This is a genomic window from Nocardiopsis rhodophaea (assembly GCF_039530945.1).
Taxonomy (GTDB): domain Bacteria; phylum Actinomycetota; class Actinomycetes; order Streptosporangiales; family Streptosporangiaceae; genus Nocardiopsis_C; species Nocardiopsis_C rhodophaea.
Window position 1 is genome coordinate 83610 of the sequence record NZ_BAAAPC010000021.1, and the last position, 25737, is coordinate 109346.

The 25737-nt window shown below is 69.7% G+C and carries 23 protein-coding genes and 1 pseudogene; 16 read left to right on the forward strand and 8 right to left on the reverse strand.

The features are described 5' to 3' along the window. Window positions 1-170: 170 nt before the first annotated feature. Window positions 171-1700 carry a M20/M25/M40 family metallo-hydrolase gene (locus ABD259_RS21215; protein WP_425573553.1) on the reverse strand — a complete coding sequence of 510 codons (1530 nt, stop codon included), beginning with the start codon at window positions 1698-1700 and terminating at the stop codon, window positions 171-173. A 356-nt stretch (window positions 1701-2056) separates the two neighbouring features. Between ABD259_RS21215 and ABD259_RS21220 the strand changes: the two genes are divergently transcribed. From ABD259_RS21220 to ABD259_RS21230, 3 genes are all read left to right on the forward strand, one after another. Then, window positions 2057-2590 (forward strand): hypothetical protein, encoded by a 534-nt coding sequence (locus ABD259_RS21220; protein ID WP_344164802.1) that lies wholly within the window; start codon window positions 2057-2059, stop codon window positions 2588-2590. Window positions 2591-2637: 47 nt separating this feature from the next. Continuing rightward, window positions 2638-3261, forward strand: coding sequence for a hypothetical protein (locus ABD259_RS21225; RefSeq protein ID WP_344164805.1), 624 nt, complete (start codon window positions 2638-2640; stop codon window positions 3259-3261). 195 nt (window positions 3262-3456) lie between these two features. Next, window positions 3457-4236: a TNT domain-containing protein gene (locus tag ABD259_RS21230; protein WP_344164808.1), complete on the forward strand. Its 780-nt coding sequence runs from the start codon at window positions 3457-3459 to the stop codon at window positions 4234-4236. Between the two features lie 191 nt (window positions 4237-4427). Here the strand turns inward: ABD259_RS21230 and nucS are convergent, their stop codons facing one another. Continuing rightward, window positions 4428-5105 carry an endonuclease NucS gene (gene nucS / locus ABD259_RS21235; protein WP_344164811.1) on the reverse strand — a complete coding sequence of 226 codons (678 nt, stop codon included), beginning with the start codon at window positions 5103-5105 and terminating at the stop codon, window positions 4428-4430. Between the two features lie 280 nt (window positions 5106-5385). Between nucS and ABD259_RS21240 the strand changes: the two genes are divergently transcribed. Beyond that, a complete protein-coding gene (locus tag ABD259_RS21240) occupies window positions 5386-5772 on the forward strand; it encodes an SCO5389 family protein (protein WP_344164814.1) in 387 nt (128 codons plus the stop codon). Between the two features lie 96 nt (window positions 5773-5868). On the opposite strand, the gene ABD259_RS21245 is transcribed toward ABD259_RS21240, so the two are convergent. Next, the gene (locus ABD259_RS21245; RefSeq protein WP_344164817.1) at window positions 5869-6876 is read right to left on the reverse strand and encodes an LLM class flavin-dependent oxidoreductase; all 1008 of its coding nucleotides are present in this window, start codon (window positions 6874-6876) and stop codon (window positions 5869-5871) included. Between the two features lie 140 nt (window positions 6877-7016). On the opposite strand from ABD259_RS21245, the gene ABD259_RS21250 reads away from it, so the two are divergent. The 6 genes and pseudogenes from ABD259_RS21250 to ABD259_RS21275 all read left to right on the forward strand — a co-directional run bounded on the left by ABD259_RS21250 (window position 7017) and on the right by ABD259_RS21275 (window position 13379). Continuing rightward, a complete protein-coding gene (locus ABD259_RS21250) occupies window positions 7017-8246 on the forward strand; it encodes a 3-hydroxyacyl-CoA dehydrogenase (protein WP_344105259.1) in 1230 nt (409 codons plus the stop codon). A gap of 11 nt (window positions 8247-8257) precedes the next feature. Continuing rightward, window positions 8258-9805 carry a mycofactocin dehydrogenase MftG gene (mftG, locus tag ABD259_RS21255; RefSeq protein WP_344164820.1) on the forward strand — a complete coding sequence of 516 codons (1548 nt, stop codon included), beginning with the start codon at window positions 8258-8260 and terminating at the stop codon, window positions 9803-9805. Continuing rightward, window positions 9802-10116 (forward strand): ATP/GTP-binding protein, encoded by a 315-nt coding sequence (locus ABD259_RS21260; RefSeq protein WP_344105254.1) that lies wholly within the window; start codon window positions 9802-9804, stop codon window positions 10114-10116. The genes mftG and ABD259_RS21260 overlap by 4 nt, the downstream gene beginning before the upstream one ends. 60 nt (window positions 10117-10176) lie before the next feature. Further along, window positions 10177-10908 (forward strand): alpha/beta hydrolase, encoded by a 732-nt coding sequence (locus tag ABD259_RS21265; protein ID WP_344105252.1) that lies wholly within the window; start codon window positions 10177-10179, stop codon window positions 10906-10908. A gap of 294 nt (window positions 10909-11202) precedes the next feature. Beyond that, window positions 11203-11556, forward strand: a pseudogene (locus ABD259_RS21270) (DUF485 domain-containing protein); the annotation flags it as partial. 182 nt (window positions 11557-11738) lie between these two features. Beyond that, the gene (locus ABD259_RS21275) at window positions 11739-13379 is read left to right on the forward strand and encodes a solute symporter family protein (RefSeq protein WP_344105422.1); all 1641 of its coding nucleotides are present in this window, start codon (window positions 11739-11741) and stop codon (window positions 13377-13379) included. Between the two features lie 201 nt (window positions 13380-13580). On the opposite strand, the gene ABD259_RS21280 is transcribed toward ABD259_RS21275, so the two are convergent. Both ABD259_RS21280 and mce read right to left on the reverse strand, forming a co-directional pair. Next, entirely contained in the window at window positions 13581-14885 is a 1305-nt protein-coding gene (locus ABD259_RS21280) for a DivIVA domain-containing protein (RefSeq protein ID WP_344164823.1), read from the reverse strand. 439 nt (window positions 14886-15324) lie between these two features. Beyond that, window positions 15325-15768, reverse strand: a complete 444-nt coding sequence (mce, locus tag ABD259_RS21285) for a methylmalonyl-CoA epimerase (RefSeq protein WP_344105248.1) — start codon at window positions 15766-15768, stop codon at window positions 15325-15327. A gap of 110 nt (window positions 15769-15878) precedes the next feature. Here mce and ABD259_RS21290 point away from each other — a divergent pair, with 110 nt between their 5' ends. The 3 genes from ABD259_RS21290 (at window position 15879) to meaB (ending at window position 18826) form a co-directional block, all read left to right on the forward strand. Then, window positions 15879-17066, forward strand: a complete 1188-nt coding sequence (locus ABD259_RS21290) for an acetyl-CoA C-acetyltransferase (RefSeq protein ID WP_344105246.1) — start codon at window positions 15879-15881, stop codon at window positions 17064-17066. A 98-nt stretch (window positions 17067-17164) separates the two neighbouring features. Further along, a complete protein-coding gene (locus tag ABD259_RS21295; RefSeq protein ID WP_344164826.1) occupies window positions 17165-17725 on the forward strand; it encodes a DinB family protein in 561 nt (186 codons plus the stop codon). Window positions 17726-17878: 153 nt separating this feature from the next. Then, a complete protein-coding gene (gene meaB / locus ABD259_RS21300; protein WP_344164828.1) occupies window positions 17879-18826 on the forward strand; it encodes a methylmalonyl Co-A mutase-associated GTPase MeaB in 948 nt (315 codons plus the stop codon). Window positions 18827-19254: 428 nt separating this feature from the next. Here the strand turns inward: meaB and ABD259_RS21305 are convergent, their stop codons facing one another. Further along, window positions 19255-21222: a glycosyl hydrolase family 18 protein gene (locus ABD259_RS21305; RefSeq protein WP_344164831.1), complete on the reverse strand. Its 1968-nt coding sequence runs from the start codon at window positions 21220-21222 to the stop codon at window positions 19255-19257. Between the two features lie 295 nt (window positions 21223-21517). Here ABD259_RS21305 and ABD259_RS21310 point away from each other — a divergent pair, with 295 nt between their 5' ends. Together ABD259_RS21310 and icmA are read left to right on the forward strand one after the other, a co-directional pair. Beyond that, window positions 21518-22069, forward strand: coding sequence for a MarR family winged helix-turn-helix transcriptional regulator (locus ABD259_RS21310; protein WP_344105236.1), 552 nt, complete (start codon window positions 21518-21520; stop codon window positions 22067-22069). 102 nt (window positions 22070-22171) lie between these two features. Then, window positions 22172-23869 (forward strand): coenzyme B12-dependent isobutyryl-CoA mutase large subunit, encoded by a 1698-nt coding sequence (gene icmA / locus ABD259_RS21315; RefSeq protein WP_344164834.1) that lies wholly within the window; start codon window positions 22172-22174, stop codon window positions 23867-23869. A 55-nt stretch (window positions 23870-23924) separates the two neighbouring features. On the opposite strand, the gene ABD259_RS21320 is transcribed toward icmA, so the two are convergent. After that, the gene (locus ABD259_RS21320; RefSeq protein WP_344105232.1) at window positions 23925-24137 is read right to left on the reverse strand and encodes a DUF397 domain-containing protein; all 213 of its coding nucleotides are present in this window, start codon (window positions 24135-24137) and stop codon (window positions 23925-23927) included. Beyond that, a complete protein-coding gene (locus ABD259_RS21325) occupies window positions 24134-24988 on the reverse strand; it encodes a helix-turn-helix domain-containing protein (RefSeq protein WP_344164837.1) in 855 nt (284 codons plus the stop codon). Before ABD259_RS21325 ends, ABD259_RS21320 begins: the two co-directional genes overlap by 4 nt. Before the next feature lie 129 nt (window positions 24989-25117). Here ABD259_RS21325 and ABD259_RS21330 point away from each other — a divergent pair, with 129 nt between their 5' ends. Then, entirely contained in the window at window positions 25118-25582 is a 465-nt protein-coding gene (locus ABD259_RS21330) for an ATP-binding protein (protein WP_344164839.1), read from the forward strand. The last annotated feature ends 155 nt before the right edge of the window (window positions 25583-25737 follow it).

Below are 25737 nucleotides of genomic sequence, written 5' to 3' on the forward strand. Positions count from 1 at the left end.
GCCGCCGAAGGGGGAGCGATCCTTGAGTCGGGGGGCTTGGGGACACCGCCCGTTACCGGTTCGGGAAGGAGGGGAGCCCGAGCCGGTGGCGGACCCGGTCAGGAAGGAAAGACGCCCGTGGGCGAGGGGGAAAGTCCCCTCGCCCACGGGCGCCCAGCGCGGTAGGACGGTTACCGCAGCCAGTGGTCGCCCTGGCGATCGAACTGCATGCCGGCCTGGACGGGGGCCTGAAGCGTCCGAGGCGCGACGCCGTTCACCGGGAGTGTGCTCTTGGAGAACCTCTCCACGGAGTAGGCGAGGGCGTCGGAGAGCTCGTCCACCGAGTTCCAGTTGATGTTCTCGATCGTGTCGTTGGGCGTGTGGTAGTAGGGGTCGAAGTCGGCTCCGGCGGTGCCGCCGTAGTACTCGACCTGCTTCTCGGTCTTCACGGAGTCGCCGCCGCTGAAGAGGCCGCCCGACGGGATGTCGTTCTCCATGAAGGCGCTGTAGTCCGAGCGGCCGCTGAACTCGGTCGGCTCGGAGACCTGGTTCTTGCTTTCGAAGTAGTCCTCGAAGGTCTTCTGGATCGCGGCCGATCCGGACGGCGGCGTGAGGGACCCTGCGAGCTCACCGCGGCCGTCGTAGACGAAGCGGCCGTAGTTGCTCGACCCGATCATGTCGAAGTTCAGGTAGAGCGCGATGTCGTCGAGCTGCTTGGCGTTCAGGCCCTCCACGTACTTCGTGGATCCGATCAGGCCCTGCTCCTCGGTGCCCCAGAAGGCGAACCGCACCTTGTTCCTCGGCTTGCCGAGCTTGGCGAGCTGCTTGGCCGTCTCCAGCACACCGGCGGTGCCGCTGCCGTTGTCGTTGACGCCCGGGCCGTCCTCGACGCTGTCGAGGTGCGCGCCGACGACCACGACGTTGTCCTTCCGGCCGCCCTTGGTCTCGGCGATGACGTTGTAGGAGGACTCGGTCACGACCTCGGCGTCGACCTTGAGGTGCAGCTCCAGCTCCTCGCCCGCGGCCAGCAGCTCGGCCCCGACCGCGTCGGAGGCGCCGACGACCGGGATGTCGGACAGCTCGCTCACCGTCCCGGCGAAGAGGCCCTTCTGGTTGTTGTAGATGATCGCACCGACGGCGCCTGCGTCCGCGGCGTTCTGCGTCTTGGCCGCGAACGTGCAGCCGCCGCGCTTGATGACGGCGATCGCTCCCTCGGGGAAGTCGGCGAAGTCGTCGGCCGAGCAGCCGCTTTCGCCGCTGTCGGTGTTCACCGCTACCCCGGCGGCGGTCGCCTCTCCGCCGGTGGAGTAGGTCATGGTGCTGAAGTCGTCCTCGTGGACGAAGTCCTTCGGCTCGGGCTTGGTCACCGAGAGCACCGGGTCCGAGTGCTGCTTCCACGAGTCGAACTCGAAGGTGTGCTTCTTCGGCTTGTAACCGGCCCGCTTGAGCTGGTCGATGACGTACATGGCGGACACGTCATAGCCGGCGGTCCCACTGGCCCGGTTGCCGCCGTTGTACTCGGCGATGGTCTCCAGGTTCTCCATGTGGGCGCGGACGTTGTCCACCGTCACGAGAACGGGCAGCTGAGCCGTGTCGGCCTGCGCTGCTGTCGGGCCCAGCCCCACAGCCAGGGCGGCGGCGATGGCGGTACCACCGGCCAGCAGTCGTCTGCGTGCGGTGTGTGCACGACGGGGGGATCGTCCAGATTCTGGCTTGCGCACGATGGCCCTTCTGACAGGCGCCCACCCATGCGGGGTATCGGGATGGACGCGAATGGTGAGAAGTACCGTGCAGCCTGTCAGGTTGCGATACGGCGGATCAAGGTGAGGCACTGGGACTTGCCACAATCAGCCATACCCCTTACGCGAAGGGGAGGTGATGTGGTGTTATGGACGATTCTCACCCGATCGTCCCGGTGTTCGCCGCTGGGTAGTACGCCGCGGGCGATCGCAGGGTCGCCGTAAACCGGGCAAAAGCCACGCCCCCGTAGCGGTGCGGCGACCACCGGTGGCACGATGACCCGGACATGTCATCCCCCCGGCGGTCGCGGTGGTTGCGCGCAGGCGTGTTCGCCTGCGTGAGTACCGGCCTGTCGGCGGGCGGACATGCCGCCGCGGCCGGCCACGACGTCGCGCCCGCGGGGCTGGCAGCGGGGTTCCTCACCGTGCTGGCGCTCGCCTGGTCGGCCGCGGGCCGCGAACGCGGCTTCGCCGAGATCCTCGCCGCGATGCTGTGCAGCCAGTTGGCCTTTCACCTCATCTTCTCCGTGGCGACGCCGGGCACGGCAGCCGCCGACGCGGGCGGCCACCACTCCCATGCGGTCGCGGCGGGGCCGACCGAAGGCATGTCCCCCGGCATGGTCGCCGCGCACCTCGCGGCCGCCATCATCAGCGCCGGGTGGCTGCGCAGGGGAGAGGCCGCCGCCTTCGCCCTGGTCCGCCGCATCGCGACGGCCGTTCTCACCATCCTCCGTTTCCCGCGTGCGACCGCCGCCCCGATCATGGGCGCACCGACGCCGCCGCCGCGCGGCCCCGCACGGTCGGCACGCACCGACCTCCTGCGCCACACCCTCGTCCAGCGGGGTCCTCCGGTTCGGCCCGCCGGTTACTGACCAGCGATCGGACCAGACGACATCCCGACCCGAGAGGAGCGCCGACGATGGCGCAGAGAACGACGGGCGTGCGAAGCATGCCCGAGAGGACGACCCCCGCCCACCGCGGCCTCCTGGCCCCGGCTGTGGCCGCCGCGCTGGTTGGCCTGCTCGCAGCAGGGTGCGGAGGGACGGCGGACGCACCCGCCGACGGGGCGGCCGCTACCGGAGACGCGACCCCGGAGGCCGCCTCCGACGCCTTCCCGCTGGGCGAGGTCACCGGCGCTACCGCGCCCGACGGCCACAAGCTGCGCGAGATCCCAGCCGACAGCGCGCCGACGGTGGAACTCACCGCCGAACCCGACCCTGTCGACGGCTGGAACCTGCACATCGCGGCGGAGGGGTACGAGTTCGTCCCCGAGCAGGCCGGCAAGGAGGCCGCTGGCGGTGAGGGCCACGCCCACCTCTACATCGATGGTGAGAAGTATGCCCGCGTCTACGGCCAGTGGTTCCACCTCCCGGCCGAAGCCATCGGCGGCGGTGAGCACACCGTGATGGTCACCCTCAACGCCAACGACCACACGACGTGGGCCGTCGACGGCGAGGCCATCCAGGCCGAAACCGACGTATCCGGCAGCGAGGCCGCGCAGGGCCACGGAGACCACGGCGACCACGAGGAACACGGCGGCTGACCCGCCGCGCGGACCGGCCGGGCGGACGCACCGCCCGGCCGGTCCCTACCGCGCTGGTGACGCGACGCCGGGCCGCGCCGACATTCCCGATGTCCGCGGGGGTCAGCGTCCGCGCCTGATTAACTACTCTCCGAATGACCCTAATCACTTTGGGTCGGGAATCCTTGTCGGCCGACAGATCCTGCGGAGTCGGAGTTGCGTCCCTTCACCCGCCTGCGCCTGCGCCTGGTCCTTGGCGCGGCGCTCGCCGTGCTCGCCCCGGCGGCGTCGGCCGATGCTGCCGCCGCCGCGCCGACGGAGACGGAGCGGTTGCCAGCCGTCGTCGCCACCGACTGCCCCCTCCTTGACCCGCCGCCGAGCCAAGAGGACCTCGAACGCTACCTCTGCGGTGACCCCCGGCTCGGCCCGGCCGACCTCCCCGACGACGGGGTCGTGGGCGAACTGATGCACGGTTACCAGCGTCTGGGTGGCCTCTCGCCCACCGAGTTCCTCAACCGGTATCGGCGCACCTCCACCGACCCCCAGACGGGTGAGGCCGAGGAAAGCTGGATCTACCCCGCCCACCAGGGCTTCGCGACCGTTGGCGGCGTCGTGCAGAGCTGGAAGGTCGACGTGGCCGCGGGCACCATGCTCGACCGGTTCGGTTCCCCGTGGGGTTCCTTCCTCGCCCCGGCGGGAACCCCCTACGCCCAGCGCTCCCTGCCCCCGGACTCCCTCAACACCTGGCCCGGCGGCCCGGCCCACAACTACCGCTGCTACCAGGTCCTCGACGAGTTCACCGCCGAGGTCGGACCCATCGCCCCCGCCTTCGAACAGCCGGGCGGAGGCGACCGGCTCTTCCTTGACCCCGCCCTTGTCCCCGAAGGCACGGGCCTGGGTCACGTGGGCGTGGACTCCTTGGCGGAGTGGGGCTACGTCGAGGACCGCCCGGCCGAGGACTGCGCGGTGTCCGAACGCTTCAGGCTGGCGGCCTGAGCGGGAGCGTGGGCCGCGGCCACCGCTCGATGGCCCCGTGTTCTGCGACCCCGCGGCCGACTGGACGAGGTGGTCCAGGGCGGTCCCGTCGGGACAGCAGGGGAACACCCGGTCATCGGCGGCGACGCTACAGGCCAACCGCGGAGGACCGCGGCGTTCGCGCCGGGAACGCGCCAGGGGGTTCCCTTCGGTCAGAACAGGCGGGGCGTGTCCGGTTCGATGCCGCGGAGTTCGTCGTAGTCAAGGGTGACGCAGTCGATACCGCGGTCGGTGGCAAGGACGCGCGCCTGGGGTTTGATCTCCTGGGCGGCGAAGATGCCGTGGACCGGCTTGAGGGCCGGGTCGCGGTTGAGGAGTTCGAGGTAGCGGGTGAGCTGTTCGACGCCGTCGATGTCGCCGCGGCGCTTGAGTTCGACGGCGACCGTGGCGCCTTCGGCGTCGCGGCAGAGGATGTCCACCGGGCCGATGGCCGTGGGGTACTCGCGGCGGATCAGGGTGTAGCCCTCGCCGAGGGTGGTGATGTGTTCGGCGAGGAGCTCCTGGAGGTGGGCTTCGACACCGTCCTTCTGCAGCCCCGGGTCGACACCGAGCTCATGGGAGCTGTCGTGCTGGATCTCCTCGATCGTCAGCACGAGCTTCTCGCCGGACTTGCCGTGGGTGACGGTCCAGACGGCCAGGCCGTCGCCGTTGGTCGACTCGCGCACCGTGCACGGCGGGTTCATCCAGTTCAGCGGCTTGAAAGCGCGGTCGTCCGCGTGGATCGACACGGATCCGTCGGCCTTCATCAGGATCAGCCGCGGGGCCATGGGCAGGTGGGCGGTGAGCCGACCGACGTAGTCGACGCTGCAACGGGCGATAACAAGACGCACGGAACGCCACGCTACCGGCATCGCGGGACCGGTTCGGTCGGAATCGGGGAGGATCGCGGGCGGCGGGCCGGGCGGATGCGGGGCCGGGGTGGCGGAGGATAAGAATGAAAACTATTTTCATATAGCGGCGAGGGTAGCAAGCTGTGACCCTCGCGTCCCGTGACGTCGTACGTACCGGGATCTACCGTCACAAGAGGTGCACGGGACCCGCGGCCGTCGCATCCGCCCGCGCGTCCTCGGGTCCCGTGGCCGCCTGTCACCGAGAGATGTAAGGACTCACATGTCGCTCACGGTCTCACCGGAACTTCTCGACAAGGCGAAACAGGGCCCCATCGACAACGCCGACTTCATCGAGTGCATCCGCACGTCCCTGCCGTACGCCTGGAGCGTCGTCAGCGGACTCGCCGAGCAGGCGACGGCCAGCGGCGCCGACTACGAGGCCAACGAGGTGCCGCCGCCCGGCGAGGCCGAGCGGGGCCAGCTGCTGCGCCTGGTCGCGAGCGACGCCATGCGCGCCGCCGTCGAGCGCCACTTCGGGATGCGTATGGCCTTCCAGAACTGCCACAAGGTGGCGCTGTTCCGCGAAGGTGCCGACGCCGCCTACGAGGAGTTCGTGACCCCCCGTTCCCAGCTGCTCAACCAGTCGCCGGAGCTGGTCGACTGCTGACGGGAAGGTGCCGGTGGCCGGGGCCCCGGCCACCGGCACCGACCGTTCCCGCCGTTGGCCGTGGGCGGCCGGACCTCGGTCCGGCCGCCGCGCGCCTCAGTCGACGGCCGCCCGCACCTTCGGCAGCACCTCGGAGCCCAGCCGGGCGATGTTGCGCAGCACGGCATCCGGATCGCCCGCCCCCTCCACGAGCAGGATCAGCTCGTCCGCGCCGGTGACCCCCGCTTGTTCGGTCAGCCGCTCCACGCAGTCGTCCGGCGAGCCCACCGCGTGGGTGTCGACGAGGAACCGCGCGTAGTGGTCCGGGTCCCGCTGGGGCCGCTGCCTCCCGTCCAGCGGCTGGTAGCTCGCCAACCCCGGCCGCAACCACGTCGGCAGCGCCTCCAGCAGTGTGGCGCGCGCCTCCTCCCGAGTGTCGGCCACGTGCGCGACACCCGTCACCACATGGCCGGCCACCGGTCCCTCGGGCGCGTGCTCGGCGTGGTCGCGCAGCAGCTCCGCCTGCTCCTGCGGGGTCAAATGCATCCCCACCAGGACCGGCAGGCCCAACCGTGCGGCCAGGTGAAGCGTGCGATCCGACGACGCCGCGACCATGACGTCCGGCCGCGGACGGGTCCGCGGCCCCGGCACGATCTCGACCTCGCGGAACCCGAACGTGGCGCCGTCGGCGCGCATCCGCCCTCCGCCCAGCGCGGCCAGCAGGACGTCGAGCGACTCCGCGAAGCCGTTCTCGTAGCGGTCCAGCCCGGTGCCGAACACCTCCAGGTCGATCCAGGGTCCGCCGCGCCCCACCCCCAGCCGGAACCGGCCACCGGACACCTGGTCCAGTAGATTGGCCTGCTCGGCGAGGTCCACCGGATGCCGGGTACTGAGCACGCTCACCGCGGTACCGACGCTGATGCGGTGGGTACGCCCGAGGACGAATGCGGCCAGGGTCGCGGCCGACGGGCAGATCCCATAGGACATGAAGTGGTGCTCGGCGAACCACACGCCGTCGAATCCCGCCTCCTCGGCGGCGACGGCGGCGTCCAGCGTCGACTCCAGCACCCGGGTGTGGTCCCGGCCGGGGAACTGGGCGGCCGGGAGGAACGCTCCGATACGCATGGTGGCATTCTGGTCGCGATACCGTCCGCTCGTCGCGCGAACGAGCGGATTCCTCCGGCCCGCGGCCGACATTTCCGGACGAGATCACGATAAGTACCCGCCGGTAAGAGCCGGTTCGGGCACCCCGTAAGGTGAGTCACATGGTGCAGGAATTCAAGAAGGTCGGAGTGGTCGGGCTCGGAACCATGGGCGCCGGCATCGTCGAGGTGTTCGCCCGGGCCGGGTTCTCGGTCACCGGCGTGGAGATCGACGATGGCGCGCTCGACCGCGGCCGCGGCCACCTGGAGAAGTCGCTCGGCCGAGCGCTGAGCAAACAGAAGATCACCGAGGAGGAGCACGGCGCCATCCTCGGTCGTCTGACGTTCACCACCTCCCGCGAGGAGCTGGCGGATGCCGACTTCGTCGTCGAGGCCGTCCCCGAGCGCATCGACATCAAGCGGGACGTCTTCACCGACCTCGACCGGATCTGCCCGCCGGGCACCATCCTGGCCACCAACACCTCCTCGCTCTCGGTCACCGAGATCGCTGCCCTGACCAACCGCCCGGACAAGGTCGTGGGGCTGCACTTCTTCAACCCCGCCCCGGTGATGAAGCTGGCCGAGATCGTCGGCACGGTGCTCACCACCCCGGGCACGATCGAGGTCGCCTCCGAGGTCGCCAAGCGCATCGGCAAGACCCCGGTCGTCGTCACCGACCGGGCCGGGTTCGTCGCCAACGCGCTGCTGGTCCCCTACATCAACGACGCGGTCAAGGCCTACGAGTACAAGTACGCCTCCCGCGAGGAGATCGACGCGTCGGTCACCAAGGCCGCCGGGTTCCCCATGGGGCCGCTGACGCTGGCCGACCTCGTCGGTCTGGACGTCTGCCTGGCCGTCATGGACGTGCTGTGGGAGGAGTTCCGCGAGCCGCGCTACGTCGCCGCGCCGCTGCTGCGCCGCATGGTCGCCGCCGGGCTGCTCGGCCGCAAGTCCGGGCGCGGGTTCTACGACTACTCCGGCGCGGACAACCCCCCAGAAGAGCTGCCCCAGGGCGCCATCGCCACGCAGCTGCGCGACGAGGGCAACGACGACTGCGACCTGGCCGGGCTGCTGCTCGTCCCGCACATCAACGACGCCATGCGCATGGTCGGCCAGGGCTACGCCACCGCCCAGGACGTCGACACCGCGATGCGGTTCGGCTGCGGCTACCCCAAGGGACCGGTGGAGCTGCTAGAGGAGATCGGCGTCGAGAAGGTCGCCGAGGACCACTTCCAGCTGACCAACAACGGGCTGATCCCCTTCTCCCTGCCCGCTCCGCTGATCCTCGACAAGCTTCCCGAGATCGACGAGGACGATGACGAGGGCTGCTGCCAGGGGTCCGCGCGGTCCTGACCGCCGATGTCGTGATCGTGGGGGCCGGCCCGACCGGGTCGGCCCTCGCGGCGGGGCTGAGCGACGCCGCGAACGCGTCCGCAGCGCGCTCCGTCCTGCTTCTGGAAGCGGGCCCGGTGCCCGCAACGCGCGACGCCGTCCCGCCGGAGGTGCTGGACGGGACCCGGATGGCCGCCGCCCGGCCCGGCCACGAGCTGAACTGGTCGTTCACCGGAACTGTCGCGCCGGGGACGCCCCGGCCCGTGCCGCGCGGCCGGGTAGCCGGAGGGTCGGGCGCGATCAACGGCGGTGTCTTCATCCGGGGCACCCGCGAGGACTTCGACGCGATCGCCGCGCTCGGCCACCACGACTGGTCGTATGAGCGCGTGCTGCCGTCCTTCGCGGCGGTGGAGCACGACCACGATTTCCCTGGCCCGCCGCACGGCCGCCGCGGCCCGGTGCCGGTTCGCCGCACCTTCCCCGGATCCGCCTGCCCGGTCACCGAGGCGTTCTGGGAGGCCTGCCGCGACCTGGGATACCCGTGGGAGGCCGACAAGAACGCTTCCGGGCCGCCGGGCGCCGGTCCGGTTCCCGTGAACGTCGTCTCCGGGGTCCGCCACGGCGCGCTCCTCACCCACCTGCTGCCCCGCGCCGGACGGCCCCGCCTCACCGTCCGCGGCGGCGTTCTCGTCCACCGGGTCGTGTTCGCGGGCACCCGCGCCATCGGGGTCGAAGCCGAGGTCGACGGCCGGCTCCGGGTGATCCGGGCCGAGGAGATCGTGCTCGCCGCTGGCGCGATCTCCTCGGCCCGGCTGCTGTTGCGCTCGGGCGTGGGGCCCGCTGACGAACTGGCGGCCCTGGGCATCCCCGTGGTGCACGACGCGCCCGCCGTCGGGCAGGCCGTGACCGACCACCCGGGCGTCGCCGTGGGCATCACGCCCGTCCCCGCGGCACGCCCCGCCGCACGCACCGGCGTGGTCGAAGCGGCGCTGCACACGGTCGCGACCGCCGCGGACGCCGCCGCCGACGGGCGCGGCGACGGTGACCTGGAGATCATGCCCTACACCGCGCCGTTCGCCGAGCTGATCCCGGGCGGCGCCGCGACCCCGCCGGACGAGATCGCGTTCGGGGTCACCCTGCTGCGCACCGCGAGCTCCGGCGCGATCCGCCTCGCCTCCGCCGATCCGCACGCCCCACCGGTCATCACTTTCGGGCACCTCACCTCGGCGGTGGACCGCGCCCGGTTGCGTGAGGGGGTGCGGCGGTGCGCGGAGATCCTTACATCGGCGCCGCTGCGCCGCCTGACGGCGTCCTACGGCGGCCCGCCGGCCGCCGTCCTCGGCTCCGACCGCGCCCTCGACGCGTGGATCGGTGAACGCGTCTCGACCGCCAACCACCTCTCGGGCGGCTGCGCGATGGGGTCGGTCACCGACGCCCGCGGCCGCGTGCGCGGCGTCACGGGCCTGCGCGTCGCCGACACCTCGATCCTGCCCCGCGCCCCGTCGCGCGGTACCGTGGCCACCGCCGTCATGATGGGTGAACACCTGGCACGTTCATTCCCCGTACCCTTGGAAACGTGAGTCCGCGCCGTAACAGCCCCCGCCGCAAGGAGACCCGTGTCCAGCCGCCTGACGAGGACGGGCTGATGCTGCGCATCACCGGGGGCCAACGCCGGGAGACGGGCGCCGACGGCGAGTGGGTCATCCGGCGCATCAGCGGTGCCGCCGCGACCAAGACCTACCGCTGTCCCGGCTGCTACCAGGAGATCCCGGTCGGGATGCCGCACGTCGTGGCGTGGCGGCCCTACGGCGACGGTGAGGACCGCCGCCATTGGCACTCCTCCTGCTGGGAGCGGCGCGCGCACCGCGGCGTCCGGATGCCGCGGCGCTGAGCCCCCTCGGCTCCGCCCCGACGCTGACCATCCCCATTCCCGATCCGATATCGAGGACCCATGGATATTCGCGCTGCCACGGTGCTGCCCGCCGACCGTCGTCCCATCACCCTGCACACCGCCGACGGACTGGAGCTCGTCGGTGAGCTGGCGCTGCCGGAGTCCGGCGCGCCGGTGGCGACGCTGGTCTGCCTGCATCCGCTGCCGACGGCCGACGGGATGATGGACAGCCACGTGCTGCGCAAGGCGTCCTTCCGGCTCCCGGCGCTCGCCGACGTCGCGGTGCTGCGCTTCAACACCCGCGGCACCACCTCGCGGCACGGGACGAGCCAGGGGTCGTTCGGCGACGGCGAGACCGAGCGCTACGACGTCGCGTCCGCCATCGAGTTCGCCGAGTTCGAGGGGCTGCCCCGGCCCTGGCTGCTGGGTTGGTCGTTCGGCACCGAGCTCGCGCTGAAGTGGGGGCGCGATCCGGAGGTGGAGGGCGCCATCCTGCTCTCACCTCCGCTGCACCGGGCGAATGACACGGACCTGGACGCGTGGGCGGAGTTCGGCCGTCCGCTGGTGGCGCTGGTGCCCGAGTTCGACGACTACCTGCGTCCGGCCGAGGCGCGCGAGCGCTTCGCCCGCGTCCCGCAGGCCGAGGTGATCGGTGTGGACAACGCGAAGCACCTGTGGGTGGGGGAGCCCTACGTGCGCATCGTGCTCGACGAGATCGTCAAGCGCGTCGCGCCCAAGGCGTACCCGCTGCCCACGGAGTGGGACGGTCCCGCCGAGCGCGACACCGTCTGAGCCGCCGCGCCGGGCCGCCCTCGCGGGGCTCCCCCGCCGACGTGCGGTCTCGCCGAATCGCGGGCCGCGCGATGGGCCCGACGACGCGTTCGGCGCAAAATGTTGAAGATTACACCAATGGCCCCGGAGGGCGTCACTGCCTCCGGGGTGATTCATGTGTGGCATGCAAACGCTGGTGTGTGATCCAAAACACCTCTACCTTGCTGGGGAGAGCAACGCGGCACGCCGCTGTATCCCCGCACGCGCGTACCGCCGCCCGCCACCGCAGCAGTCGTCGAGAGGGGTCTGAGACCTATGGTCGATCCATCGCGAGGATCACCCGACCACACCAGCACACAAGGGCAGACCGCCACCGACAGGGCGGTGGCCATGTGCGACGATCCCCGGTTCGTTGAGCTGAAACGGCGCCTGAAGGTGTTCATCTTCCCGATGAGCATCGCGTTCTTCGCCTGGTACCTGCTCTACGTCCTGATGTCGGCCTTCGCCCGCGACACCATGGCCATCGTCCTGTTCGGCAGCGTCAACGTCGCCCTGGTGTTCGGCCTACTCCAGTTCGCCACCACCTTCGGCATCGCGTTCTTCTACGCCCGGTACGCCGCCCGCCGCCTCGATCCCCTCGCCGAGGAGCTCCGCGCCGAGCTGAACAACGCGGGCGTGGGCGCCGTCGCCGCCCACGGCCCGGCGGAGAACCTCGCCGACGACCTGTCCGACGCCGGACCCGCACCCTCCGGCATGAAGGGGGCCGAAGAATGAGCCCAGGCCCCGCGACCGCCGCCACTGCGGCGACCACGACGGAGGCCATCGGGGGCGGCGGCGAGCGCCTCGCCACGATGGTCCTGTTCCTCCTGCTGGTCGGGGCCACACTGGGCATCACCGTGTGGGCCAACCGCCGCACCAGGTCGGCCACCGACTACTACGCCGGCGGCCGCGGCTTCTCCGGGCTGCAGAACGGGATGGCCATCGGCAGCGACTACATGTCGGCGGCCTCGTTCCTCGGCATCGCCGGCATGATCTCGCTCTTCGGCTACGACGGGTTCCTCTACTCGATCGGCTTCCTCGTCGCGTGGCTGGTCGCGCTCCTCCTCGTCGCCGAGCTGCTGCGCAACTCCGGGCGCTTCACCATGGCCGACGTCATCTCCTACCGGATGCGGCAGCGCCCGGTGCGCACCGCCGCGGCGGTCTCCACCGTCACCGTGTCGGTCTTCTACCTGCTCGCCCAGATGGTCGGCGCGGGCGCGCTGATCGCCCTGCTGCTCGGGATCCAGGAGGGGGAAACCTTCCTCGGCCTGAGCGCCGACGCCGCCAAGATCGGCGGCATCGTCATCGTGGGCCTGCTGATGACGCTGTACGTCACCCTCGGCGGGATGAAGGGCACCACCTGGGTGCAGATCATCAAGGCGGCGGTGCTCATGGGCGGCGCGGCCCTACTGACGGTACTGGTCCTCGCCGTCTACGGGTTCGACTTCGGGGCCCTGATGGGCGACGCCGCCCGGTCCAGCGGCCAGGGGCAGGCCTTCCTCGAACCCGGGCTGCGCTACGGGGTCGAGGTGGACGGCGACGCGTGGGCGACGCTGTGGAGCAAGCTCGACCTCATCAGCCTCGGTATCGCGCTGGTGCTGGGGACGGCCGGGCTGCCGCACATCCTCATCCGCTTCTACACCGTTCCCGACGCCAGGTCCGCCCGTACCTCGGTGAACTGGGCGATCGTGCTGATCGGCGGCTTCTACCTGATGACCCTGGTGCTGGGCTTCGGCGCGGCGGCCATCGTGGGCCGGGACGCCATCACGGCGCAGAACCCGGCCGGGAACACCGCGGCGCCGCAGCTCGCCCAACAACTGGGGCTGCAACTGGGCGGCGGCGCGGCGGGCGCGCTGCTGCTCGCGTTCATCGCGGCCGCGGCGTTCGCCGCCATCCTGTCCACCGTGGCGGGGCTGACCCTGGCCTCCTCGTCGTCGCTCGCGCACGACTTCTACGCGAGCGTGCTCCGCAGGGGCCAGTCCTCAGAGCGGGAAGAGGTCCGCGTGGCCCGGATCGCCGCCATGGCGATCGGCGTGGTCGCGATTATCCTCGCGATCTTCGCCCAGGGGCTGAACGTCGCGTTCCTGGTGGCTCTGGCGTTCGCCATCGCGGCCTCCGCCAACCTGCCGTCGCTGCTGCTGAACCTCTTCTGGAGGCGCTTCAACACGACGGGGGCGGTCGCCGGGATGTACGGCGGGCTCATCGCCGCCGTCGGGCTGGTGTTCTTCTCACCGGTGGTCTCGGGCAAGATTCACCCCGAGACGGGGGAGAGCCTGTCGCTGTTCCCCGCCGGGGTCGACTTCGCGTGGTTCCCCCTGGAGAACCCCGGGCTGGTGTCCATCCCGGCCGGGTTCCTCTGCGCCGTCATCGGCACGCTGCTGTCCAAGGAGCGCGACGACGACCGGTTCGCCGAGATGGAGGTGCGCGCCGTCACCGGGGCCGGGGCGCACTGACGCGGCAGCGGTGCCCCGGTCGCTTCGCCGACCGTGGCACCGCATCGGCTCACGGCCGACGGAACGACCGGAGGCCCGGCCCCTGACCAGGGACCGGGCCTCCAGCGGCGGCGTCCGCGCGTTTGCGGCTACGGACGATGACTCACGGGCGCTCCCGCGGCCGTGTGCGCGGCGGCACAGGACGGTGGGGCGTCGGAGCCGCTACTCCTGCCACCAGTCCTCGTCGTCGCTCCCCTTGCCGGACTTGGCGGGGACGGCCTGCTGGGACTGCTGCTGCTTGTTGTTGTTGCTGTCGTTGCTCTCGATGGCCGCGGGTTCCTGGGCGGCCGGTGCCGCAGCCTGGGCCGGGGGCGCGGGGACGCCGCCGCCACCGCCCAGCAGCTGACGCAGCTGGTCCATGTGGGACTGGATGCCGTCGCGCTGGCGGCTGAGTTCGTCGACCTCCTGCTGCGCGGCGGTCATAATGCGGTCGGCCTCGGCCTTCGCGTCGCTGACCAGGTGCTCGGCCTTGCTCTTGGCTTCGGCCGCGATCTGCTCAGCGTTCTTCTTCGCGTTGGCGACGACCTGCTTGGCGTGCTGCTCGGCGTCGCGGCGGGTCTGCTCGGCCTGCGAGCTCGCCTTGGTGGCGCGCTGCTCGGCACTGGCGGCCCGCTCCTCGGCCTCCGAGACCAGTTTCTGCGTGGCGGCCTGGGCGGCAGCCAAACGCTCGGCGTCCTGGCGCTCCGCCTCTTCGCGGCGGCTGGCCAGCTGGATCTCGAACTCGGCCTCTTCCTGCGCCCGCTTGGCCTCGCTCTCCTCGACGGCGCGCTGGGCCTGGGCACGCATTTCGTCGGCCTGACGCTTTGCGGTCTGCAGCGTCTCGTCGCGCTCGCGCTTGGCGGACGCGCGGGCCGTCGCGCACTCGCGCTCGGTGGTGGTGCGCAGCTTGGCGATCTCACCCTCGAACGTGGCGCGCTTCTCGGCGATCTCATGGTCGACCGCGGAGCGCTTCTTCTGCACCTCGCGCTCGGTGGTCGAGGTCAGCTCGTCGGCTTCGCGACGGGCGGTCGTGCGGATTTCCTCCGCTTCGGACTCGGCGCTCGTCCGCATCTCTTCCGCCTCGCGCTGGGCGGTGGTGCGCAGATCGGTCGCTTCGTTCTCGGCGGCGGCCCGCATTTCGGCGGCCTCGATTTTGGCCGCGGACTTGATGTCATTGGCCTCAGCGCGCGCACCCTGAACAAGCTCAGTGGCCTGCTCTTCGGCAAGCCGGAGCAGCTGTTCGATGCGGGCGCCCAGACCCGAGTAGGTCGGACGCTCCTGCTCCTGGAGCTGCCGCTTGGCCTCGGCGAGCTCCTTGCGGTTGCGATCGGCCTCTTCGCGGGCCTGGGAAAGCTCGCTCTGCTTCTGGCCGATGAACTCCATGACCTGGTGCCGGTCGTAACCACGCAGCACCACGTCGAACTCGGTGGTTTGAGTGCCTTCCTCGAAGAAATTGCTGAGCTGGGCTTCAATATCTGGCGACGACATGTGGCGGAATCCTGAACGGGTGACGAGACGGCTACGTATGCGGAGATTGTCGTGTGGAGAGCCATGAGGTGGCGTGGAGGACGGCTCCTCCCACCTCGAATCGGCGGTAGCACTTCCCCGGGAAGGGTACTCCGCGAGGTCCTTCCGCGTTGGGATGTTCACTCCATTGATGCCAAAGGTCTGCTCAATGAAGGCGCATGCCGCGAACGTTCGACCCGCCTCGACGAGTCTGCATACGTACGGGGGGACAGATGCCGCCGACGATCCGAGTCCGGCGACTAGCAGACTTTATCAAGCTCAGGCCTTTTCGGAAGGGCCTTTCGGTAGGTTCCTGCCCAGGTCTCCGGCCCTGCTCGGGCCGAGACGTGCCCCGACACGTGAAGTGACGGTTCCATCACGTTAACGTGATCTCGCGTGCACGTACTGTTTTTTTAAACTTCTAGGCGTGTCCGTCCGGTTTCGCGGCGGACTGGACCAGTTCGGTCAGCACCCCGCCGCAGTCCTTCGGGTGCAGGAAGGTGATCAGCGAGCCCATGGAGCCGGTGCGGGGATCGCCCAGCACCCGGACTCCGCGCTCGCCGACAGCCGCGGCGTCACCGGCGACATCGGCGGTGCCGAACGCGATGTGGTGCACGCCCTCCCCACTCTTGGCGAGGAACTTCGCCACCGGCGAGTCCTCACGGATCGGCTCCAGCAGCTGCAGGTAGCTCGCGCCGCCGTCGTCGGTTCCGTTGATCCGCAGCATCGCCTCGCGGACCCCCTGCTCCTCGTTGGTCTCCGTGTGGGTGACCTCGAAGCCGAAGGTGTCCCGGTAGAACCGCGCGGTGGCCTCCAGATCGTGGCAGGCGATGCCGATGTGGTCGATACGGGTGAACGCTGGCACTGCCGTGGACCTCCCGGAAGGTAGGTGATGGGCGTATATGTATGGTGACAGACCAGGTGTTGTGAGCGAACGGGCGAACAGCCACAAGAACACACATGGAGGCGCACCCAATGCCCGGATCCGTCATCGTCAGTGGAGCCCGGACACCCATCGGGCGACTGCTCGGGTCACTCACCGGCTTCCAGGCCGTCGACCTCGGCGCCATCGTCATCGAGGAGGCGCTGAAGCGGGCGGGGATCCGCGGCGACCAGGTGGGCTACGTGGTCATGGGGCAGGTCCTGCAGGCCGGCGCGGGGCAGATCCCGTCGCGCCAGGCCGCGGTGAAGGCCGGTATCCCGATGAACGTCCCCTCGCTGACCATCAACAAGGTGTGCCTGTCGGGCCTGGACGCGATCGCCCTCGCCGACCAGCTCATCGCCGCGGGCGAGTTCGACGTCGTCGTCGCGGGCGGCATGGAGTCCATGACCAACGCCCCGCACCTGCTGCCCAAGTCCCGGCAGGGCTACAAGTACGGCTCGATCGAGATGCTCGACGCCACCGCGCACGACGGCCTCACCGACGCGTTCGACAACGAGTCGATGGGCGCCTCCACCGAGCGGCACAACGCGCGCCTCGGCATCGGCCGCGCCGAGCAGGACGCGTTCGCCGCACGCTCCCACCAGCTCGCCGCCGCCGCCACCAAGGACGGCCGGTTCGCCGACGAGATCGTGCCGGTGAGCATCCCGCAGCGCAAGGGCGAGCCGCGCGTCTTCGCCGAGGACGAGGGCGTGCGCCCGGAGACCACCGCCGAGAGCCTGGGGCGGCTGCGCCCCGCCTTCGACGCCGAAGGCACCATCACCGCCGGGTCCTCCTCGCAGATCTCCGACGGCGCCAGCGCCGTCGTCGTGATGAGCCGGGCCAAGGCCGAAGAGCTCGGCTGCGGGATCCTCGCCGAGGTTGGCGCGCACGGCAACGTCGCGGGCCCGGACAACTCGCTGCAGTCCCAGCCGTCCAACGCCATCAACCACGCGCTGGGCAAGGCCGACAAGCAGGTGAACGACCTCGACCTGATCGAGATCAACGAGGCCTTCGCCAGCGTGGCCGTCCAGTCCATGCGCGACCTCGGCGTCTCGGAGGACATCGTCAACGTCAACGGCGGCGCCATCGCGCTGGGGCACCCGATCGGCACCTCCGGCGCCCGCATCGCGGTGACCCTTATCCACGAGCTGCGCCGCCGCGGCGGCGGCCTGGGCGCGGCCGCCCTGTGCGGTGGCGGCGGCCAGGGCGACGCGCTGCTGTTCCAGGTTCCCGGCGCCTGACCCGCGCTGCGCCGGGGTACGGCATCGGAGAGCGGGCGTTCGGCGGGGCCCGAAATAATCGCTTTCCGGTGTCGTACCGGGCCCGTAGGTTGCCGGGCATGACCGACACCGACAGCAGCATCGATGAGTCCGCCTTTCCACGCCCCCTGACCGACACGGAAAAGCGCATTGTGACCGCAGGTCGAGCGGACGAGCGCGAGACCCTCGAAGCGTTCCTCGACGACCAGCGCGCCGCCGTCATCGGTCGGGCGAGCGGGGTGAGCGAGTCGGACGCGCGCCGCCGCCTCGTCCCGTCCAAGACGACGCTCGCCGGGATGCTCAAGCACCTGGCAATAGTCGAGCGCAACTGGTTCCAGCACCATCTGCTCGGCCGCGACAAGGCCGAACTCGGCATCGACTTCGAGTTGCCGGAGGAGGACCCGAGCTGGGACCTCACCGACGACGACACCCTCCCCGCGCTGGTCGCTGACTACGAGCGCGCCTGCGCCGAGTCCCGCGCGGCCGCCGCCGACCTGCCGCTGGAACAGTCCTTCGTCGAACCCAGGATCGGCGAACTCTCGCTGCGCTGGATCTACGTGCACATGATCGAGGAGACCGCCCGCCACGCCGGGCACGCCGACATCATCCGCGAGCAGATCGACGGCACCTCCGGCTTCTAACCGGACCGGCTTCCCACTGGACCACGGCACCGGCGCACGACGCGGCGGGGACCTCGTGTGACGGGGCTCTCGCCGCACTTGCGATACTCGGCGTCATCGGATCTTTGGCATCGCCAACGTTCCGGCACGGACCCTTCAACGCCGAGGAGTCGCATGCAGGCCCCCGAACTCGTCGACCGCATGATCCAGGAAGACCGCCGCGCCGTCGCGCGGGCGATCTCCCTGGTGGAGAACGCCGCCCCGCAGCTGCGGGAGATCATGGCGGGGCTCGCGCCGCACACCGGCCGCGCGCGCATCGTGGGGCTGACGGGATCGCCCGGTGTCGGCAAGTCCACCTCCACCAACGCGCTGGTGAAGGCGCTGCGGGCGCGCGGCGAGAGCGTCGCCGTGCTGGCCGTCGACCCCTCCTCGCCGTTCACCGGCGGCGCGCTGCTCGGCGACCGTGTCCGGATGCAGGAGCACGCGACCGACAACGGGGTCTTCATCCGCTCCATGGCCAGCCGCGGGCACCTGGGCGGCCTGTCCTGGGCCACGCCGCACGCGCTGCGCGTGCTGGACGCGGCGGGCTTCGACGTCATCCTCGTGGAGACGGTGGGTGTCGGCCAGGCCGAGGTGGACATCGCGCGGCACGCCGACACCACGGTGGTGCTCTGCGCGCCGGGGATGGGCGACAGCGTCCAGGCGGCCAAGGCCGGGGTACTGGAGATCGCCGACATCTTCGTGGTGAACAAGGCCGACCGCGAGGGCGCCCGCGTGACCGTGCGCGAGCTGCGCCAGATGGTCGGCCAGGTGGAGCGGGCACCCGAGGAGTGGAAGCCGCCGATTGTCAGCACCGTGGCGGCCAAGGGGGAAGGCGTCGAGGAGCTGCTGGAGCGGCTCGACCAGCACCACGCCCACCTGACGGACAGCGGTGAGCTGAACCGCCGCAGGATCGCGCGCGCCCGCGAGGAGATCGAGGCGATCGTGATGAGCGTGCTGCGCGAACGGCTCGGCGACATCCACGGCCACGCTGGGCTCGACAAGCTCGCCGACGCGGTCGCCACCGGCCACGGCGACCCCTACACCGCCGCCGACACCCTGCTATCCGCCCTCGACCGCTGATCACTTCGGTCGGGTCTGCTGGGCGGCCTTGTCAGCGTTCTTCCTTGCCGGTGTTCTTGGGTGAAAAGCGGCAGCGACGGCGGAAGGCGGCTGGGGCGCCGGTCGTCGCAGGGGATGCGGCCGGGCGGGGCAGCGGCGGCGGCTGTGGGGCGGGGCGCCGCCCGTCGGCTCCCGAACGGACCATGCGGGCGGCCCATGCCCGGTTTGCCCCACCTTCCCCGCGATGATCATGGGAACGGTCCCGATGGTGTCCGGTTTGTCGGGATAGTCCCCATGATCATCGCGGGGAAGTCGCGCATAGGGCCGTCCCGCCCGGGTGCACTCCGGGCGGGACGGCGTCGGGTGGCGGCCCGCCGCACCGGGCCGCCACCGGGGGAGGACCTGCGGGGCCGGGAGGGGATGGCCCCGGATCCTCTCTGGGGGGTGGGTCAGGAGCCGAGCGCTCCGTGGAGCGCCGACATCAGGGATCCCTGGGCGTCGTCGCCGTCGAGCGACCAGATCATGGCGCCGCCGAGCCCGCGCTGCTTGGCCCAGGTGGCCTTCTGCCGCATGGCGATCTCGTCGTCGTAGGTCCACAACGTGCTGCCGTTGTAGAGCCACGCGGTTCCGGCATCGTTGTCCCGGTACAGCGTGTACCCCTGGTCGAGCAGGAGCTTGACCGTCTTCCAGTCCTCGTACCCGTCCTCGTAGGTCCCGGGGGCTGGGCCGGTAGCCGGTTGGAACAGGCCGTCCTCGTTGGGTCCGGGGTCCACGCCGGTCCAGCCGCGGCTGTAGAAAGGCACGCCCAGCACGAGGTCGCCGGGGTCGGCGCCGCGGTCGACCCAGGTGTCGATGGCGATCTCGCTGCTGAAGAACCGCGGACCAGGGTCGCCCTCGACCAGCACGAGGTTGGAGTGGTGGTTGGTGATGTCCTCCCAGGCACCGTGGAAGTCGTAGCCCTGCACGGTGACGAAGTCGAAGTTCGGCATGATCTTGGGGACCTCGAATCCGGCGTCGACCTTCTCCGGGTCGGCCGGCATGAACGACGTCAGCTCGAACTCGCGGCCGGTCTCGGACTCCAGGGCGTCGAGCTGGGTGCGGAACTCGCTGACCAGGGCGGTGAAGTTCTGCTTGTCCTCGGGGCGGACGATGTTGTCCGGGTGCCCCTCGGAGCCCGGCCACTCCCAGTCGAGGTCGATGCCGTCGAAGACGCCGTAGGCGGATCCGGGGCCGCCGGCTCCGTCGAAGGCGGGGAGGTTGCCGCGCAGGAACATGTCGATGCACGAGGAGACCATGCGCTGGCGGGACTCGGGCGTGGCGGCGGCGTCGGAGATGTACTTCGACCAGGTCCAGCCGCCGATGGAGAGGTTGACCTTCAGATGCGGGTGCTTCTCCTTGAGCTCGCGCAGCTGGTTGAAGTTGCCGCGCAGGTCCTGGTCCCAGGTGTCGCCGACGCCGTCGACGCTCTCGTCGGCCCGGAAGGAGCGCCCGTAGTCGGCCCAGGCGTCGCCCTCACCGGCCTGGTTGGCCTGGAAGCACTGGCCGTTGGCGTTGATGTTGGCGAAGGCGTAGTTGATGTGGGTCATTTTCTCGGCCGTGTTGCTGGTGTCGATGTTCTTCACCAGGTAGCCGCGGGCGTAGATCCCCCACTGGGTGAAGTAGCCGACCCGGCGCTGCCCGTCCGGCGGCTGCCCGTTGTCGTCCTCCTTAGCGGTGCGGGCGGTCACGGCGGAACTGGCGTCCGACCGGTTGCCCGCGGTGTCGAAGGCGCGGACCGTGAAGGTGTACGCGGTGTCGGGGGACAGGCCGCCGACCGTGCCGCTGGTGGTGCCGCCGATGACGGCGCGGACGACGGTGCCTTCGGCGTCGAGGATCTCGTACCCGGCCACGTCCACGTTGTCGGTGGAGGCGGTCCACCCGAGGGTGATGCTGGTGGCGGCGGTGTCGCGCACGCTGAGGTCGGTGGGCGCGGTGGGCGCCTCAGTGTCCTCCTCGCCGGGGTCGCCGGAGCACGGCGCGTTGTTCAGCGTGCAGCTCACCGGTTCGGTCTCGCCTCCGGAGAAGGAGCCGTTGAAGCCGATCTGGTAGGCGCCGCCGGCGGGGACGGACGCGCCCCAGCTGGGCGGGGTGAGCGTGTAGTCGGAGCCGGAGCGCTCCATCGTGGCGTTCCACAGGCTGGCGACGCTGGCGCCGGCGGGGAGCGTGAAGCGGATGGTCCAGTCGTCCAGAGCGGTCGATGACTGGTTGTCGATGGTGAACTGGGCGCTGTAGCCGGTGTCCCAGCGCGAGCCCTCGGTGTAGATGACGGTGACACCGGAGGGGGCGGCGGACGCGGGGGCCGCGATGAGGGCAAGCGGTGCGACGAGGACGGCCACGATCGCGGCGGCGAGCCAGCCTCGGTGGTGGGGGGTTCTCACGTTGCTGCATCTCCTGGCGTGTAGGACCTATGGGGGATGGGAGATGTGCTGCTGTGGGCACCAATTTTTAGGAAACTTAACTATTAGTTTTGTGAACGGTCAACGACCCACGTGCCCCTTTTCGGTGCCCCGGGGGTCCGAGTGACAGCACGAACACTTCCTGGTGGTGGGCAAACCCAGGTGGCGGACTGGATCGGGGGTTTTTGGAGGCACGGTGGCCAATGCTGGCCAGTCAGCTCTCCTTGACCAGGGGGAAGTTGAGTGTTAATCATCCTCGGCTCGCTACAGTGGCAGCGTGGGAAACCCGCTGAATCTCCGTTTCGACCCGATCGAACGCGCCCATGACAACTGGAGCCGCCACTGGGGCGCCTCCCCCGCGATGGTCGCGGTCACCTCGATCATGCGGGTGCAACAGATCCTCATCGGCCAGCTCGACGGCGCGCTCAAGCCCTATGGGCTGACCTTCGCGCGGTACGAGGCGCTGGTGCTGCTGACGTTCAGCTCCACCGGCGCGCTGCCGCTGGGCAAGATCGGTGAGCGCCTGATGGTGCACCCCACCAGCGTCACCAACACCATCGACCGTCTGGAGCGCCAGGGCCTGGTCCGGCGCAAGCCCAACCCGAGCGACGGGCGCGGCACGCTCGCCGAGATCACCGAGTCTGGCCGCGAGGTCGTCGAGGACGCCACGCGCGACCTGCTGGCCATGGACTTCGGCATGGACTGCTACGAGGACAGCGAGCTGTGGGACATCCACAGCATGCTCCGCCGCCTGCGCGTCGACTACGGCGACTTCCCCGACGACACCGACGAGGCCGAACGCTCGTCCCGCTCCTCTCGCGAGCCCTGACGTCCGGCCGTCCCCGAAACCGCACAGCTCACACAGCTCACACGGTTCGCGCCGTGGGGATAGGGCCTATCGAAATTTAGTAGGAAGTCCTACTATCGGAGTATGGCTCAGCACACAGACGACGGGCGTGCCCGCTGGCAGGCACGGTTCGACGCGTCCCGCGTGCGGGACGCCGACTTCACCACGCTCTCCGGGCAGCAGGTCGACCCCGTCTACGGGCCGGCAGACGACGCCCATGTCCCCGGCTTCGACCGCATCGGGTGGCCCGGCGAGTTCCCCTTCACCCGCGGCCTGTACGCGACCGGCTACCGCGGGCGGACCTGGACCATCCGGCAGTTCGCCGGGTTCGGCAACGCCGTGCAGACCAACGAGCGCTACAAGATGATCCTGGAGTCGGGCGGCGGAGGGCTCTCGGTCGCCTTCGACATGCCCACGCTCATGGGCTACGACTCCGACGACCCCCAGGCGCTGGGCGAGGTCGGCCACTGCGGCGTGGCCATCGACTCCGTCGCCGACATGGACATCCTGTTCGACGGCATCCCGCTGGGCGACATCACCACGTCGATGACGATCAGCGGCCCGGCCATCCCCGCGTTCTGCATGTACCTGGCGGCAGCCGAGCGCCAAGGGGTCGACACCGGCAAGCTCAACGGCACGCTGCAGACCGACATCTTCAAGGAGTACATCGCCCAGAAGGAGTGGCTGTACCCGCCCGAGCCGCATCTGCGGCTGATCGGCGACTTGATGGAGTACTGCGCGGCCAACATCCCCGCGTTCAAGCCGCTGTCGGTGTCCGGGTACCACATCCGCGAGGCAGGGGCCACGGCCGCGCAGGAGCTGGCGTTCACGCTGGCCGACGGGTTCGGCTACGTCGAGCTGGGCCTGTCGCGCGGACTCGACATCAACACGTTCGCCCCGGGGCTGTCCTTCTTCTTCGACGCGCACATCGACTTCTTCGAGGAGATCGCCAAGTTCCGCGCGGCGCGCCGCATCTGGGCCCGCTGGATGCGCGACCGCTACGGGGCCACGAGCGAGAAGGCCCAGTGGCTGCGCTTCCACACCCAGACGGCGGGGGTGTCGCTGACCGCCCAGCAGCCCTACAACAACGTCGTACGGACCGCCGTCGAAGCCCTGTCGGCCGTCCTCGGCGGCACGAACTCGCTGCACACTAACGCCCTGGACGAGACCCTGGCGCTGCCCACCGAGCAGTCGGCCGAGATCGCGCTGCGGACGCAGCAGGTCATCATGGAGGAGACCGGCGTCGTCAACGTCGCCGACCCGCTCGGCGGCTCCTGGTACGTCGAAGCCCTGACCGACCAGATCGAGGCCGAGGCCGAGCGCATCTTCGAACGCATCCTCCACATGGGCGGCGGCGACAGCGCTGAGCACGCGATCGGTCCGATGACCTCGGGCATCCTAGCGGGGATCGAGAAGGGCTGGTTCAGCTCCGAGATCGCCGAGTCGGCCTTCCAGTACCAGCAGGCCCTGGAGAAGAACGAGAAGCGCATCGTCGGCGTCAACTGCCACACCTCGACGGTCTCCGGCGAGCTGGAGATCCTCCGCATCAGCCACGAGATCGAGCGCGAACAGAAGCGCGTCCTCGCCGAGCGCCGAGCCCATCGCGACAAGGCCGCCGTCGACGCCGCACTGGACCGGCTCCTCGCAGCCGTCCGCGACCCGAACAGCGGCAACCTCATCCCGGTGATCCTGGACGCGGCCCGAGCCGAGGCCACGCTCGGCGAGATCTGCCGGACCATGGGCGAGGAGTTCGGCACCTACACCGAGGCCCCGCAGTTCTAGCGGCGGTCATGAAAATGGGGCGGGAGATCTCCCGCCCCATCGCTGTGTCCGTCGATTACCTGCCTACCTCGTCATCTTTCACTGCTTGTACGAACGCAGACCACTCTCCGCTCGTGAAGCTGAGGTGTCCGAGACCGGGGTTCATTGAGTCACGGACAGCCGTCCCGTACGACAGGTCATTGATCTCGACACAGCCGTTGGGGCCGCTGTAGCTGGACTTACGCCACTGGCTGGCTGGGTAGAGGCATCTATCGGGGTTGGTGCTCATTGGGCCGCTCTTTCGCGGTGGTCCCGCGCGACACTGCTCAGCATCTGGCGGGTGGGTTCGATGTCCTGAGCAGCAGCGCGAAGCTTGTTGAAAAGGTCTTCGTAATCTTCGATTTCGTGGGGATCTTCCAGATACAGGCTACCTGTGCGGCTATCCAGGAAGACAGCCGAGAGGGGGAGATCGGCAAGCTGGAAGACCTGGAAGGACGTGGTTTCGAGCGCGGGATGGGCCGCTGAGTCGAAGGGAAGGACCTGCAGAGTTACTCGCGGATGAAGCGAGAGCTCGTGCAGGTGCTCAATCTGTTCAACCATGATCGCTCGACTTCCGACCACCTGGCGTAGTGCGGCCTCCCCCAGGATCGCCCACAACTTCACGTTGTTGTTGGTCGCCCAACGATCTTGCCGCGTCATGCGCACTTGAAGCAGCTGCTCAACCTCGTCAGCCGTGGCTTCGGGACGCGTCGCCCTGAGCACAGCGCGAGCGTAGCCCTCAGTCTGCAGGAGTCCCGTGATGATCTGGGATTGGAACGACTGGATACGTGCCGAGTCTGCTTCGAGACCGATGAAGGTCTCGTATTGCTTGTCGAGGCGGTACGTCTGCCACCAACCTCGCTGCTCGGCGTCTCGACGTAGGTTCAGCATCTCTTCGATGCGCTGAGGGCTGAGCTCGTAGTACTCCAGCAGCAGACGTAGATCACGTGCCCTGGGGAGCATGCCACGAGGGTCTTCCCAACGAGTGATGCTGCTCTGTGCCACTCCCAGAGCCTTCGCAACCTCCTTCTGAGTGCGATCCCCACGCATATTGCGCAATTCGTACGCGATCTGCCATCGCCGAACCGTTGGACTCGCCATGGTGAAAAGATATCAGCCGAGTTCTTCGAAAAGCATATTGCGTTTCGCAGCTGGCGATCCTAGAGTCCTACTACGGACGGTGTTGATGTCAGCACTTGTCAAACCTCTTGATTCACGGAGGTGACCTTCGTGTTCCCCCAACACGGCTGTCAGTCGGACGTCACGACCCTCTACCTGCCCGGCCTGTTCCTGGGCGAGGTCCGCACGGCCCGCGACTGCGTCGGCTGCGTCCTCTCCCGCGAAGACCCCGACATCTGCTCAACCGCGACCCTGCTCACCAGCGAACTCGCGACTAACGCCCTCATCCACGGCGACACCCGGAACACCGCCTGCCCCAAGACCGGGCTCCTCACCGACCCCCGGCCGTTCTCCGTCACCGTGGGCCTTCTGGCCCGCGAGATCGACGTCGTGGTCAGTGGGAAAGGCGCCCATTACGCCGCCCCGCGTGTCAGGCGCAATCGTGCCTGGGACGAAGACGGCCGGGGTCTGGCCTGGGTGGAGGCCCTTGCGACGACCTGGGGTACCTACGGCGACCAGGAGTCACGCACCGTCTGGTTCTCGCTCGACCGCACCACAGCGGCGACGCCCGGGTGAGGCCAGACACGAGAAAACCGCACCGGCCCTAGCTTGTTGTTTTACCTGCTTGCTTGTGTCCAGGGCGGCTTGTAGTGCCCGTTTTGTTCTTCTTCGGGACGCCGTAGCGGGGTGCGGGACGCTTGTTCGGGCTCCCCGCAGGGCGCCCGGGACCC